This is a genomic window from Dyadobacter sp. CY261 (genome assembly GCF_021440085.1).
Classification (GTDB): domain Bacteria; phylum Bacteroidota; class Bacteroidia; order Cytophagales; family Spirosomataceae; genus Dyadobacter.
In genome coordinates this window covers 454,589-467,979 of record NZ_JAKCPW010000005.1, presented here as the reverse complement: position 1 = coordinate 467,979, position 13,391 = coordinate 454,589, and the positions used below count along the sequence as shown (strand labels likewise).

13 protein-coding genes are annotated in these 13,391 nt (G+C 48.3%); 7 read left to right on the top strand and 6 right to left on the bottom strand.

The window, feature by feature from the left end:
• Nucleotides 1–12 precede the first annotated feature (12 nt).
• From LZD49_RS17030 to LZD49_RS17015, 4 genes are all read left to right on the top strand, one after another.
• Nucleotides 13–1,077: an NAD(P)-dependent alcohol dehydrogenase gene (locus tag LZD49_RS17030; RefSeq protein WP_234668770.1), complete on the top strand. Its 1,065-nt coding sequence runs from the start codon at nucleotides 13–15 to the stop codon at nucleotides 1,075–1,077.
• 105 nt (nucleotides 1,078–1,182) lie between these two features.
• A complete protein-coding gene (locus LZD49_RS17025; RefSeq protein ID WP_234668769.1) occupies nucleotides 1,183–1,821 on the top strand; it encodes a (2Fe-2S)-binding protein in 639 nt (212 codons plus the stop codon).
• Nucleotides 1,818–2,801, top strand: coding sequence for a xanthine dehydrogenase family protein subunit M (locus LZD49_RS17020; protein ID WP_234668768.1), 984 nt, complete (start codon nucleotides 1,818–1,820; stop codon nucleotides 2,799–2,801). The genes LZD49_RS17025 and LZD49_RS17020 overlap by 4 nt, the downstream gene beginning before the upstream one ends.
• A gap of 25 nt (nucleotides 2,802–2,826) precedes the next feature.
• Nucleotides 2,827–5,073, top strand: a complete 2,247-nt coding sequence (locus LZD49_RS17015; RefSeq protein WP_234668767.1) for a xanthine dehydrogenase family protein molybdopterin-binding subunit — start codon at nucleotides 2,827–2,829, stop codon at nucleotides 5,071–5,073.
• Nucleotides 5,074–5,132: 59 nt separating this feature from the next.
• On the opposite strand, the gene LZD49_RS17010 is transcribed toward LZD49_RS17015, so the two are convergent.
• The 5 genes from LZD49_RS17010 to LZD49_RS16990 all read right to left on the bottom strand — a co-directional run bounded on the left by LZD49_RS17010 (nucleotide 5,133) and on the right by LZD49_RS16990 (nucleotide 9,889).
• Entirely contained in the window at nucleotides 5,133–5,981 is an 849-nt protein-coding gene (locus LZD49_RS17010; RefSeq protein ID WP_234668766.1) for a helix-turn-helix domain-containing protein, read from the bottom strand.
• An 87-nt stretch (nucleotides 5,982–6,068) separates the two neighbouring features.
• Nucleotides 6,069–6,974: an alpha/beta fold hydrolase gene (locus LZD49_RS17005; RefSeq protein WP_234668765.1), complete on the bottom strand. Its 906-nt coding sequence runs from the start codon at nucleotides 6,972–6,974 to the stop codon at nucleotides 6,069–6,071.
• Nucleotides 6,975–7,124: 150 nt separating this feature from the next.
• A complete protein-coding gene (locus LZD49_RS17000) occupies nucleotides 7,125–7,268 on the bottom strand; it encodes a hypothetical protein (RefSeq protein WP_234668764.1) in 144 nt (47 codons plus the stop codon).
• A gap of 293 nt (nucleotides 7,269–7,561) precedes the next feature.
• Entirely contained in the window at nucleotides 7,562–8,842 is a 1,281-nt protein-coding gene (locus tag LZD49_RS16995; protein ID WP_234668763.1) for a condensation domain-containing protein, read from the bottom strand.
• A 180-nt stretch (nucleotides 8,843–9,022) separates the two neighbouring features.
• Nucleotides 9,023–9,889 carry a LysR family transcriptional regulator gene (locus tag LZD49_RS16990; RefSeq protein ID WP_255721050.1) on the bottom strand — a complete coding sequence of 289 codons (867 nt, stop codon included), beginning with the start codon at nucleotides 9,887–9,889 and terminating at the stop codon, nucleotides 9,023–9,025.
• 122 nt (nucleotides 9,890–10,011) lie between these two features.
• Between LZD49_RS16990 and LZD49_RS16985 the strand changes: the two genes are divergently transcribed.
• Nucleotides 10,012–10,419, top strand: a complete 408-nt coding sequence (locus LZD49_RS16985) for an EthD family reductase (protein WP_234668761.1) — start codon at nucleotides 10,012–10,014, stop codon at nucleotides 10,417–10,419.
• Between the two features lie 13 nt (nucleotides 10,420–10,432).
• Here LZD49_RS16985 and LZD49_RS16980 read toward each other — a convergent pair whose 3' ends face one another.
• On the bottom strand, nucleotides 10,433–10,858 hold the full coding sequence (locus LZD49_RS16980; protein WP_234668760.1) for a helix-turn-helix transcriptional regulator: 426 nt from the start codon (nucleotides 10,856–10,858) through the stop codon (nucleotides 10,433–10,435).
• Between the two features lie 147 nt (nucleotides 10,859–11,005).
• Here LZD49_RS16980 and LZD49_RS16975 point away from each other — a divergent pair, with 147 nt between their 5' ends.
• Together LZD49_RS16975 and LZD49_RS16970 are read left to right on the top strand one after the other, a co-directional pair.
• A complete protein-coding gene (locus tag LZD49_RS16975) occupies nucleotides 11,006–11,614 on the top strand; it encodes a gluconate 2-dehydrogenase subunit 3 family protein (RefSeq protein WP_234668759.1) in 609 nt (202 codons plus the stop codon).
• Nucleotides 11,615–11,627: 13 nt separating this feature from the next.
• Nucleotides 11,628–13,343 (top strand): GMC oxidoreductase, encoded by a 1,716-nt coding sequence (locus LZD49_RS16970; protein ID WP_234668758.1) that lies wholly within the window; start codon nucleotides 11,628–11,630, stop codon nucleotides 13,341–13,343.
• Nucleotides 13,344–13,391 lie beyond the last annotated feature (48 nt).

Below are 13,391 nucleotides of genomic sequence, written 5' to 3'. Positions count from 1 at the left end.
AAGTGCACGATCATGATAGAAACAACAAACATCAAAGCGTACGGCACGGCAGCGGCCGAAGCACCTTTAAATCCGATGGATATCCAACGCAGAATTCCTACTGCGCACGACGTACAAATCGAGATTCAGTACTGCGGCGTCTGCCACTCCGACCTTCATACCGCCAAAAATGAATGGCGCGGCACGATTTACCCCTGCGTTCCGGGTCACGAAATTGTCGGCAAAATTATTCGCGTCGGCGATCACGTGAGCAAGTTCAAAGTGGGCGATATCGTGGGCGTGGGTTGCATTGTGGATTCCTGTCGAGAGTGCCAGTATTGCCAGGAAGGTTTGGAACAATACTGCGAGCCGGGAATGACCGGCACCTATAATTCGCCAGACAAATATCTGGACGCGCCCACTTTTGGCGGCTATTCTGAAAGTGTTGTGGTCGATGAAAATTACGTCCTGCGCATTCCCGAAAACCTGGATCTGGCGGCGACCGCTCCGTTATTATGCGCTGGTATCACTACTTTTTCACCATTGAGGCACTGGAATGTAGGACCGGGTCAGAAGGTAGGTATTGTGGGAATCGGCGGTTTGGGCCATATGGGGATTAAGATCGCCAAAGCAATGGCCGCCCACGTGATCGCATTCACTACGTCCGAATCAAAATTTGCAGAGGCGAAGCGGCTTGGTGCTGATGAAGTGGTGTTGTCGAAAGATGAGGAGCAGATGGGTGCTTACACCGGTAAGCTCAATTTTATTCTTGACGCCGTTTCGGCAGAGCATGATATCAACGCCTACCTGAATCTGCTTCGCGTAGACGGCTCGCTGGCGCTTGTTGGCGCTCCTGAAAATCCGCTGCCCGTTGCTGCTTTCAGCCTGATTATGGGACGAAAAAGCTTTGCCGGTTCCATGATCGGCGGCATTGCAGAAACACAGGAAATGCTGGATTTCTGCGGAGAGCATAACATCGTTGCGGACATTGAAATGATTGACATTCAGGAGATCAATGAAGCGTACGAACGATTGCTCAAAGGCGATGTGAAATACCGTTTCGTCATTGATATGGCGTCTATCCGGGAAAAAAGTTAACAAAATTGACTTCAGGTATGTCATGAGACTGCCTGAGATCAAGGCTGCCTGGCTCGATCTTTATAGCGTCCGGCACCTGGCCTCGTGCACTAATCAACAATCACCATGGACAAACACAAATCGACAGAAAAGCCTGAAAAAGAGCTTTCCAGCGAATCCCGGCGCGATTTTCTGAAAACCACTTCCATTCTGACTGCGATAGCCGTTGCGCCCGCGACGGTTGCCAAAGCAGCCGAATTCAATTTGGGAGAGAAAATGAGCACCGCATTTGAAACTACCCCCGTGAACCTGACTGTCAATGGTGTCAAAAAGCAGTTGAATCTGGAGCCGCGTGCAACATTGTTGGACACCTTGCGTGAGCAGCTGGATTTGACCGGAACTAAAAAGGGCTGTGACTATGGTCAATGCGGTGCGTGCACGGTGCATGTAAATGGCCAGCGCGTGCTTTCCTGCCTGAGTCTGGCGATAATGCATGAAGGTCAGGAAGTTACCACCATTGAAGGGCTGGCAAAAGGACAGGAGCTCCACCCGATGCAGCAGGCTTTCATTAAACACGATGGCTTCCAGTGCGGTTACTGCACGCCGGGACAAATTATGTCTGCCGTCGCCTGCATTCAAGAAGGTCATGCCAATAATGAGGCTGACATTAAGGAGTTTATGAGCGGAAATATTTGCCGCTGCGGGGCGTATCCCAACATTGTGAAGGCGATTCAGGAAGTTAAAAACGGGGGGCGGAAATCATGATACAATTTCAATACGAGCGCGCGGCCACCACGAAGGCCGCTATCAATGGCCTGGCGAACAGTACCCATGCAAAGTTCATTGCCGGCGGTACTAACCTGGTGGATCTGATGAAGCGGAATGTCATGGCGCCCACCAAACTGGTGGACATCAATAGGGTCCCTTTGAAAGATATTCAGCAGCTAAATGGCAAAATCAGCATTGGCGCATTGGCATTGAACAGCCAGGTAGCTGATCACCCATTGATCCTGGAAAAGCACCCGCTTCTTTCACAAGCATTGAATGCGGGCGCTTCCGCGCAAATCAGGAATATGGCGACGGTGGGCGGCAACATGATGCAGCGTACGCGTTGCCCTTATTTTTATGATACCGCACTTCCGTGTAATAAACGGGAACCGGGATCCGGCTGCGGCGCGCTGGAAGGAGTAAATCGGATGCACGCGATTTTCGGGACGAGTGAACAGTGCATTGCCGTTCACCCGAGCGATATGTGCATTGCCTTGGTGGCTTTGGATGCGAGTGTCATCGTAGCAGGTCCGAAAGGAGAAAGACGCATTCCGTTTGAAGAATTCCACAGGCTTCCGGGTAATCAGCCTGAGAAGGATAATGTGCTGCAAAACAATGAAATGATCATTTCAGTCGAAATACCAGACAATGAATTGAGTAAAAACGCCCATTATTTTAAGGTCCGCGATCGTGCTTCCTATGCCTTTGCGTTGGTGTCGGTGGCTGCTGCTTTGACTATGGATGGAAAGGTGATCAGGGATGCGCGACTCGCAATGGGTGGCGTGGCGCACAAACCCTGGCGGTTGAGAGAGGCGGAGAGATCACTTGCGGGCAAAACTGTTTCGGAGGAGACTTTCAGGCAGGCGGCGGAAATTGCGATGCAGGGGGCGAAAGCTTTTAAATACAATGCATTTAAACTGAAACTCGGCCCGAATGTGATCGTGGAAGCGCTGAAAAATGCGGCTGGCCTGGTTTAATCCTAATCCCTGAAATGAAAAGATCATGACTGAAGCATTTTTTGATAAAAAAGATTACAAACCGCTCGACAGGGTGGATGGGCGTCTGAAAGTGACGGGCACCGCCAGATACTCGGCGGAATATGCATTGCCCAACATGGCTTACGCCGTGCTGGTCGGCAGCAGCATTGCAAAGGGTACCATCAAAAGCATTGATTCCAAAGCAGCTGAACGTGCCCCGGGTGTACTGGCCGTGATTTCGCATTTGAATGCGATCAAAGTGCCGGGTTACCAGCCCAAAGGCGAGCATCCATCTGAGCCTTCGACGCAAGGTCAACCGTTGCGCGTGTTTTTTGATAATAAAATTGTTTCAAACGATCAGCCCATTGTGGCGGTTGTAGCAACCAGTTTTGAAAAAGCGCGGCACGCGGCAACTTTGGTAAAAATCCAATATCACAAAGAGGAGCACCAGACGAATCTGGAAGCAAATTCAGAGAAAGCTGTGCTGCCCGCTTCGGGCAAAAAGAACCCGAAATCTCCGACAGCAGATTACGACCGCGGTCAGAAAGATGCATTCGAAAGTGCAGCGGTGAAGTTTGAAGCGGAATATGTGTTGCCCACCGAGGTGCACAATCCGATGGAGTTGCAGGCGATTACGGCACATTGGGAAGCCGACGATAAGCTGACCGTTTATGACAAAGTGCAGGGCACCAAAATGACCCAGAAGAATTTTGCCAAAGAATGGAACATCCCGGAAGCAAATGTAAAGTGCATTGCCACTTTTGTGGGTGGTGCATTTGGAAACGGGTTGCACAACTGGCCGCACGAAACGGCGGCAATCATTGCTGCCAAACAGGTGAAACGGCCCGTCAAACTGGTTTTGACCCGCGAGCAAATGTTTACGATGGTGGGTTACCGGCCCCGTACCTGGCAGAAGATTCAGATCGGCGCTTCCAAAGATGGAAAACTGGTTGCTATCAACCACCAATCTATTGGCCAGACATCGAGTTACGAGGAATTTACTGAATCGACTTTGCAGCAAACGCGGATGATGTATGCCTCGCCCAATGTAAGCACGCGTTACCGCATTTTGCCGCTCAATGTCGCAACGCCGATCTGGATGCGCGGACCGGGTGAAGCGACCGGCGCTTTTGCCCTGGAATCTGCAATGGACGAAGTGGCGCATGCCATCGGAATGGACCCGGTTGATTTCAGGCTATTGAACTACACCGAATCCGACCCCGATAAAAACATGCCATGGTCTACCAAATACCTGCGCGAATGTTACGAGGAAGGGAAAAAACGGATCGGATGGGAAAACCGGAAACTGAAACCGGGCTTAGTACGCGACGGAGAATGGCTGGTGGGCTACGGAATGGGGACCGGAACATTTGGTGCAAACAGGAATTCTGCGACCGTTCATGCAGCGCTGGACCGCGAAGGTAATCTGGTAATGCATTGCGCGATCACGGATATTGGCCCGGGAACAGGAACGGCCATGGTTCAGATCGCGTCAAACACGACGGGTATTTCCACCGGGAACATCACCTTCCATCTCGGCAGTTCGGAATTTCCAAATGCGGGATTGCAGGGAGGATCGTCGACCGTGAATAGCGTGGGGCCTGCGGTGCTGGCGGCTTGTAATGCGTTGAAAGAGCAACTCATTACCATGGCAGCAGCCAAAGGAAATACTGCTTTTTCCTCCGCAAAGCCGGATGATCTGATGATTGATAACAACGAATTACAGCTTGGAGGGAAGTCTTCGAAAACGACACTCGGCGATTTATTCAAACAAAATAACATGGAGAAAATAGAAACCACCAACGAATCCAAGCCGGACGAAAACCGGAATAAATATTCGATGAATGCCTTCTCCATGCATTTTGCCAAAGTCCATGTGCATCCGTTTACCGGCCAGGTGCAGGTCAAGAAAATCGTTTGCTGCGCCGATGCCGGTACCATTGTAAGTCCGAAAACCGCGGCAAGCCAGATGATCGGCGGCGCAACAGGCGGCATAGGTATGGCATTGACCGAAGATGCGGTCATGGACCACCGGTTTGGCAGGTACGTTACCAAGGACTTTGCAGATTATCATGTCCCCGTCAATGCGGATGTTCCCGAGATCGATGTATATTTTGTCAACAAGCCCGATCTGCTGGCGGATCCGGTCGGTAGTAAAGGTTTGGGTGAAATTGCGATTATTGGCGTGGCACCGGCTATCGGCAATGCGGTATTCAATGCAACCGGGAAAAGAATCAGGGAACTCCCTATTACGCCGGATAAGCTAATTTAAGTTAACCAACATGGATTTTTCTGGCTTTGACTTGATCTCTAATTTCGAGCAGTGAAGTACTAGCCCAAAAAGTTTGCCCGGAAACTGGATGGCGACTCGCCCGTTTTAGTTTGAAACTGCCTGCTGAAATAAGCCGGGTCATTATAACCAAGGTCGTAGGCGATTTCCTTGGCCGTAAGGGAAGTATGTACCAGCAGCCGTTTTGCTTCCAGTATGATCCGGTTTTTGATGACCTCGTTGGGCTGTGGCAGCCGGAGGCGGTTGAACTTGTGTGTGATGGTTTTCGGGGCCATGCATAGAAAATCCGCGTAATCGGCGACGGTGTGTTTGGATTTATAATGCTCTTCCACCAGCCGGGTAAACTTGCGAAAGAATTCCAAATCACTTTGCTGTTCGGTCACTGCGTGATCCAAATGCTGCCTTTTCCAGGAGCGCGTGGCGCGAATGAGCAATTGTTTGAGGTAAGTGCGGACCATTTCTTCCAGCGAGCTGTCGTTCAATTGAAATTCTTGGATCATTTCCTTGAACAGGCAGCCCAAAAAATTGATTTCATCTTCCGAAGCCTCTACTTTGGGCATGTTGCGGATGTTGTTGAACAACAGGCCATCGCACGCAACTTCCTGATCATGTATTTGAATGCAATAAAAGTCTCGGTTATAAAAAATGAAATAGCCGCTTTCCTCACCAGTTGCTTCCATTTCAAGATATTGATTGGGGCTGATAAAGAAAAGGGTCGGCTGCCGTGTGTCATAACAGGCAAAATCCACCCTGAGCTTGTAACCGGCTGGCAGATAAAGGATCTTGATGTATTGCTTATAGTCGGGGCCGTTGATGGCGTCCATTTGCCCCTGACTTACCCGCAGCAATCCTAACGTCTTTGAATTATTGTTGAATACCGTTGTACTCATGGCTATATACGCAGATGGAGGTTCATGTTGTGCCATTAAAGATGCTGGCAGAAGCTGTAAAGTGACTTCACAGCTTCTGCCAGACGTTTATTTCCGTGCAAATTTTTCGAGTTCGGAGTTAAATTTATCCATTTCCTCCAAGAATAATGCGTGCCCGCTTTTCTCAAACTTTACCAGGTAGGAACCCTCGATGCCTTTATTTAACTGTTCTGCCTGAGCGAAATCACACAATTTGTCATTTACACCATGAAATATCGCAACGGGCATTTTAATTTTCGCCAACTCAGGACGCAGATCCAGGTCACGCAATGCTGTGATGGCTTGTGTGGTCGCGTAGGGTGATGCATCCAGGTTGATGCTTTCGAGCCATTTGATCGACTCTTCGGAGAGCCCGCCTTCCTTTCCGGCAAAGCCTTTTCCGAAACCTGCCACCAATTGCTGCCGATTGGTTTTGGTCTGCTGGATTAGCGCTGCAGCGTCCTGGTCGGACGCACCATAAGCATAGCCATCCCTTTTTTTCCACGAAGGGCCCGATGAGCCGAACAACGCAAGCTTATCAATATGTGCACCGTTATATTTTGTCACATAGTGGAGCGTTACGGCGCTTCCCATAGAAAAGCCTCCCAGCGTTGCATGCTCAATTTTTAGTTTTTCCAAAACCACTTTAATATCATCGGAGAAAGTGTCGAAGTCGTATTTTCCGTAAGGCCTGTCGGATTTGCCGAAACCGCGAAGGGAAATACCGATTACCCTGAATCCTTTTTCAACCAGATACTGGTATTGATATTCATACATCGCATTGTTGAGCGGCCATCCGTGGATGAGCACAACAGGCTGGCCTTCGCCAAGGTCTATTACGTGAAGTTTAACGTTTTTTTCTACTTCAATGTACTCTTCCCTTCCTGCGGATGCCGGCTTGCGCGTTTGTGCAAATAGTAATTGACTGTGGATAAAAGTGAGCATTAATCCGATGGTCAGTGCAATTGTTTTCATTTGATTGGTAAGATTCAGTTTGAAAGATAATCAGCTAACCGCTAGCTGATTGTCATTGTTTTTTGACATTGCAAAGTTGGCATGCAAACGCGCGCAGAAGAATGGATAAAAGGCAAAGGCCCTGGTACATTTTTCCCTGGTACTGAAATTTTACCCCGTAATCCTTAATGAGCTGATCAACATCGTTGCGCCCGCTTTCAATAGCCGATTTGCGATTGCCTTACCGGCTTCTTTGCTTCCTCCGGTCACTAGCGCAACTTTGCCGTCCAGTTCGTTTTCAAAATTGAAGTCCATTACTTTGCTATTTGTTTAGGACGAATTTCGGCACTACGCTTCCTGCTGACAAGTACGGACTTACGATTCAGATAGGGATCGATTTATCCCTATTGAACCACTAAAAGCGTATGGTTGTATTTGCATTATGTACGAAAGAAAGACATTGCCTAACCTCAATTGCGGGCTCGACCTGATCGGTGAAGTGCTTTACGGCAAATGGAAGATGCGGCTTTTGTGGTTTATCAGGTTGCCGTTTTAATGTAACCCAAAAACCGCCGTGAGTTTCCGCACGACGGTTCAGGATTTGATTTTTATGTAAGAGAACACGACTTGGCAATTCGGCCATCGACACCCGGGACAATGCCGGCACCTGCATTTCCCTGACAAGCGTCTTGCAGGATTTTCTCCATTTCTGCAAGCAGGCCAGGAATAGGATTATCACTTGTATTGGTCAATCCAAGCGAACCATTGGTGGTTAATGCACCGATAGTCTGTTCCATTCCTTTCCCCGAACGCACCATCGGGCCATACAGCGATTTAAGCTTTAACGATCCAAAATTGGTTTTATATCTGACCTTAACCAGGTTGGTAACCATGATATGATGGTTAAATGCCAGTTTTAATGCGTCAAGCATTTGCTGCATATCATTATGACCAAATACAATGTCCCTAAAAAAAGACAAATAGCCCGTAACATATTCAGGAGAATTGGTGCCATCGAGCCCTGCCTTCGCAAGTCTCGCCAGATCCCAGAAGGATAAATGGCGCTGCTGTTCGAAAAATACGGGTTGTGTCGTAATATTCAGGCCAAAATTATCGTCCAGGTCCAGTGCTGCTCTTGTGCAGATCGGTGAAACCAATTCCATTCTGGTCTCGTCCCATTCAGGGCGCAATTTCCTGGAGGCAATCAGTACTGCCGCACAAATGGCCCCATGAACGGTTGTATTTTCCTGTCTGGCCCTTTCTAAAATATTCCGGGTAATGTTTTCAGAAATGCGGTGCGACGAAACCAATGGTTTGACAATGTCTGTCTTCATTTTCAATTCGAGTACCTGGTCGACAGTCCGCGCAGGCAGATCTTCCGGAAGGTCGAGGGTTTGATCGTTGGAAACCTGTGGTGCCATTGGTTCAAGCTCTTTTCCGCTAACGGCCAGTAATATATCCCGCACCAGAAAGTTTAAAGAGCTTCCATCCGCGACTGTATGGTTGGCCGCCACAATCAGGACGGTGCGCTGTGGCTTTTGAACCAAAACCACCCTTAAAAGCGGGCCCTCGTTCGTATTAAACCTTACCGAGAGCTCCTTCTCAACCTCCTGTTCCCAGCGGTAATCTTGCTGAACATTCACCACTCTGAGCGGAATGGCCATGTTTTCCACATGCTGCAAGGTCGGTCTTGACAGTTCGTCCATTGCCACCTTCACGGATAGGTTCGGGTGGCGTTGTTGCACCATGTTAAGCGCATTTTCCCACTTTTCAACAGGCTGGGTTCCTAAGATGTCTGCGGCCAGGGCAAAATCTTTGGAATCAATCTGGTCTAGCAGCCAAAACGTTTTTTCGAATGCACCCAACGTGCGGTTCTGATGTCTTTTCATTTTGCATTTTTGTTTTAGATTGACGGGAGCGGCATCGGACCGCTTGCCCTAAACTGAATGCAAAATTGGCTGGCTGGAATGAGGGAGAGAATGGACAAAAGTTGAGCCGTCATGCACATTTCGCTATTTGCGGCCAGAAGTTCCCGGGCGGATTCATCGTGACGCGGACTTACCATAGCGTCAAATCCCACCCAGCATCTCATAGAATTTTGTCACGGCTTTCTTTTCATAGGCTTCTCTGAGGGAAATAATCATAATGGTCCGTCGCATCTGTTTTCCATCGATGGGGATTCCCACTACATCGGGGTCGTTTACGCTCGTCTCGCTGAGTATGGTGTGCCAATGACCTGTTTTTACAATTTCAAATAGCGTTGGTATGTCATTTATTTCCATACAAACATTCGGGACAAGATTTTTTTGGCCGAATGACTCCTCAAAAAACTGTATACTATTGTTGCCACTGAAAGGTAAAGCCAATGGCAACCCGGCCACTTCGTTCAGTGATATATTGGTCTTATGTGCCAGCGAAGAATTTTTAGCAGTTACCAACACCATATTTGCTTTTAAAAGCGTCTGATATTTTAGATGCGGCTCTCTGAGTTCTTCGTGGAAGGTCAGAATAAAGTCAAAATGATGCAAATTGAGCCTTTCGAGAAGATCTTTCGTCGTGCCAAATACGACTTGAATTTTGATGTTGGGATACTGGCTTGCAAATTCAATCAATATTTTGGCAAACAGAATTCGCATGGAGTAAATGACGCCGATCGTAATTTTTCCTGTATTTAAATTTTTCAAATCGCGCAAAAGCAGCAGCCCTTCATTGGCCCTGTTTATACTCTGCAAAGCAAATTCGCTGAACAAATCACCAGCTTCGGTGAGTGTAATTCTTTTTCCAATGCGGTTGAACAAGGGAACACTCAATTCATCCTCCAATTGCTTGATTTGCTGCGATAGAGTACTCTGGCTGATGTTCAAAGCCGTTGCAGCTTCTGTAAAATTCAATAACTCTTTGGCTTTCAGAAAATATCGGAGCTGTCGTAATTCCATCTTGCTAAATCGGTTTTTTCGATCGATTCCATCGAAAAATAATGTTTTGCGAATATAGGCAATATTTTAATATTTGCTCAAATAGCTCAAAATGAACAATTTATCCATTAAATGAAGTAATTATGAAAGTAAATGTAATGCTGTCGTTGATCTTCTTGACAACTTGCTTTGCCGTGTTCGGTCAGGAAAAACAGAACGTCGCTGCTGCGGAAAAAGGCTTAACAAAAGTGTCCGTCATGTACCCTTATGCCGAGGGTAAAACCTTTAATATGGAGTATTACGAAAGCAAGCACATGCCCATGGTAGCAAAGTTTTTAGGATCAAACCTGGTTAAATACACCATCGAGAAAGGGGTTGCCAGCGGCATTCCAAACCAGCCGCTGCCTTTTATGGCGATCGGCACATTTTATGTAAAAAACCTGAGCGAGTATCAGGCGGCTATCGCGCCGAATAGAGACGCCATTCGCGCCGATTTTGCGAATTATACCAATACAAGTCCCGTTATTTTGGTGAGTGAGGTGGTGAAGTAAGCTGCATTGCCTTTTAGCGGCTGGTCATTAGCCTTTCCAGCCGCTCCATCATCTCATCTTTCTCCTTCAACATACGTTCGTACAAAGCAATCTTTTCTTCATGAAGCTGGATAATCTTCTCAACCGGATGGATTGTGGAGTTATAGAAAACCGAAGCTGGCTGAGCACAATTATCAAAAGTATTATTTGATATGATGTTGATTGCCTGCTCTTCATTAAAATTCCGGATAGCCTCAGCGGGAATTTTGAGTATGGCCGATACTTGTTCCAATATGTCGGCATCAATCCTTTCTCTCTGTTCTAATAAGGAGATCTTTTGCTGGTTCCAGTCGCCACCCAGCTCGAAAGCGAGGAAATCTTGCTTGATTCCAAGTATCTCGCGGAAGCGCTTAAGATTGCGGCCTTCGTGGATCTTCGGGTTGGAGATAGTATGTGGCATACAATGCGCTTTTCGTTGAAAAGGCAATTTATATAAATCCGCCGACTTTGGGTAAAGGTCAATAGAACGAGGCTTTTTAACTCGTCCTCTCCTTGACCTTTATATTTTATATGCTCAATCGTCTCGCCATACCAGCTTAGTGAATCCATGAACAGAAGAACTGCTATTACACATGTTGCGACCATGCTCGGAGGGGCGTTTTCTGCTCCGACTTTGCTGGCCATGAAGCGGTGGGAAGGCCGTGTGCCCGCAGAAGGCTTCCCGGCTGAGTTTACCCTTACTGAGAACCAAAAACTGATTGTCGCGGAAGTCGCCGAAATGATCATTCCGAAGACCACAACACCCGGAGCGAAGGATGTCGACGTTCCGGCGTTCATCACGATGATGTTGCAGGACTGTTACAAAACCCCGGAGCACAAGAGTTTCTTGGAAGGGCTGAATAACCTGGAAAAGAAGCAGTTTCTGAGCGTGAATGCCGGGCAAAGAACAGCATTGTTGCAGCAGGTCGAGATCGATTCCGCCGAAGAAATGAAAGCATATCAGGTGCAGCAGACGAAAATGGGGGATAACGAAGATCGGGAACAAATGGCGGCCCAGGCAAAGGGATTGCCTTTTTGGCGCCTGATGAAGGAGCTGACCATGCTGGGATACTTTACGTCCGAGGAAGGCATAAAATCGTCTTTTGAGTACGTGCCCATCCCTGGAAAGCTGGAAATGATCCAAATGAAGCCCAATCAGAAATCTTTTGCATACTAGTCGCAACCTTACCATGAACTTAAATTTAAAATCAGATAAAGCGCATACGTTCGACGCGATCGTGGTCGGTTCGGGAATGACGGGCGGCATGGCGGCAAAGGAACTGACCGAAAGAGGCTTGCAGGTACTGATGATCGAGCGCGGACGGGAAGTGAAGCACATCGAAGATTACGATACTGCCATGAAAGGCCCGTGGGAGTTTGAGCACCGGGGAAAGGTTTCGATCCATTCAGCGGAGGAATATTGGGCAAACAATCGCTTCGGAACTTTGGCCAATGAAGAAACCGGTCCGTTTTTTACCAATGATCAAAAGAACCCGTATATAGAAAAACGTCCTTTCGACTGGATCAAGGCCTATCATACAGGCGGGAAATCCATGCACTGGGGCCGGCAGTCGTACCGGATGAACAAAAAGGACTTTGAAGCGAATGCCAAAGAAGGCATCGCCATCGACTGGCCGATCCGCTATGAAGACCTGGAACCGTGGTATACGCATGTCGAGAAATTTGTCGGCATCAGCGGTCAGGCGGAAGGCTGGGAAGTTTTGCCGGATGGGCATTACCTGCCTGCCATGCCCATGAGCGCTCCCGAGCTTTATTTCAGGGAAACGATGAAGAAAAAACTAAACCGCCCGGTTACGATCGGACGCGTTGCCAATCTCACCAAGCCGCAGCCCTGGCATACGGATCTTGGGCGGGCATCGTGCCAATATCGCAGCAAATGTGCCCGAGGATGTCCCTACGGCGGTTATTACAGCTCGTTATCCGGCTCGATACCGGCCGCGAGGAAGACGAATAAACTGACCGTCCTGCACGATACCATTGCCAGCGAAATCATTTACGACGAAAAAACAAAGAAAGCAAAAGGTGTGCGCGTGATCAATCAGAACACGATGGCTGTGGAAGAGTTTTTTGCCAAAATCGTATTTCTGAATGCCGGTTCAATGAACACGGCGGCGCTTTTGTTGAACTCTAAATCCAACCGTTTTCCTACCGGATTAGGCAATGACAGCGATCAGGTCGGCAGAAACATCATGGACCATCATTTGGGTGTGGGTGCGAATGCGACGGTCGAGGGCTTTGAAAACGACTACATTTTCGGTCAAAGGCCTAATGCTTTGTACATACCGCGTTTCAGAAACTGGGGCACCGACAAAAAAGACTTTTTGCGCGGATACGGGTATCAGGGAGGTGCGAGTAAATCGGATTGGAAGCGCGGGATCATAACGAATGGTTTCGGCGCCAGTTTCAAAGAAGATATGTCGCGCCCCGGGACCTGGACAATGGGATTTGGCGGCTTCGGAGAAATCCTGCCCGATCCATCGAACCGCATGTTTTTAGACAAAGAAAAGAAAGACAAATGGGGGATCCCTATGATCGTTTTCGACGCCGCTTTCGGTGAAAATGAACTGGCGATGCGAAAAGATATGATGACCTCGGCGGTGGAAATGCTGGAAGTTGCAGGTTTCAAAAACGTCACCGGTTTCAACCGGCAAGACACGCACCCGGGCCTGGGCATCCACGACATGGGAACGGCGCGCATGGGCAAGGACCCAAAAAATTCAGTACTGAACAAATTCAATCAGGTGCACGACTGTAAAAATGTGTTCGTCACCGACGGAGCGGCCATGGTTTCGTCCTCCTGCGTGAACCCGTCCATCACTTACATGGCTATGACAGCCAGGGCTGCTGACTATGCGGTGGGGGAGTTGAAGCGGCACAATTTGTGATGGAGGTATATTCTGTTCTCAGTTAAGGATAGCTAAAAATTAAATCTT

What these genes read in the sequence shown, in the direction of transcription:
- LZD49_RS17025 (WP_234668769.1), top strand. Translation starts at nt 1,183, where the DNA reads ATGGACAAACACAAATCGACAGAAAAGCCTGAAAAAGAGCTTTCCAGC.
- LZD49_RS17000 (WP_234668764.1), bottom strand. Translation starts at nt 7,268, where the DNA reads ATGGACTTCAATTTTGAAAACGAACTGGACGGCAAAGTTGCGCTAGTG.
- LZD49_RS17020 (WP_234668768.1), top strand. Translation starts at nt 1,818, where the DNA reads ATGATACAATTTCAATACGAGCGCGCGGCCACCACGAAGGCCGCTATC.
- LZD49_RS17015 (WP_234668767.1), top strand. Translation starts at nt 2,827, where the DNA reads ATGACTGAAGCATTTTTTGATAAAAAAGATTACAAACCGCTCGACAGG.
- LZD49_RS16970 (WP_234668758.1), top strand. Translation starts at nt 11,628, where the DNA reads ATGAACTTAAATTTAAAATCAGATAAAGCGCATACGTTCGACGCGATC.
- LZD49_RS16985 (WP_234668761.1), top strand. Translation starts at nt 10,012, where the DNA reads ATGAAAGTAAATGTAATGCTGTCGTTGATCTTCTTGACAACTTGCTTT.
- LZD49_RS17005 (WP_234668765.1), bottom strand. Translation starts at nt 6,974, where the DNA reads ATGAAAACAATTGCACTGACCATCGGATTAATGCTCACTTTTATCCAC.
- LZD49_RS16990 (WP_255721050.1), bottom strand. Translation starts at nt 9,889, where the DNA reads ATGGAATTACGACAGCTCCGATATTTTCTGAAAGCCAAAGAGTTATTG.
- LZD49_RS16975 (WP_234668759.1), top strand. Translation starts at nt 11,006, where the DNA reads ATGAACAGAAGAACTGCTATTACACATGTTGCGACCATGCTCGGAGGG.
- LZD49_RS17030 (WP_234668770.1), top strand. Translation starts at nt 13, where the DNA reads ATGATAGAAACAACAAACATCAAAGCGTACGGCACGGCAGCGGCCGAA.
- LZD49_RS17010 (WP_234668766.1), bottom strand. Translation starts at nt 5,981, where the DNA reads ATGAGTACAACGGTATTCAACAATAATTCAAAGACGTTAGGATTGCTG.
- LZD49_RS16995 (WP_234668763.1), bottom strand. Translation starts at nt 8,842, where the DNA reads ATGAAAAGACATCAGAACCGCACGTTGGGTGCATTCGAAAAAACGTTT.
- LZD49_RS16980 (WP_234668760.1), bottom strand. Translation starts at nt 10,858, where the DNA reads ATGCCACATACTATCTCCAACCCGAAGATCCACGAAGGCCGCAATCTT.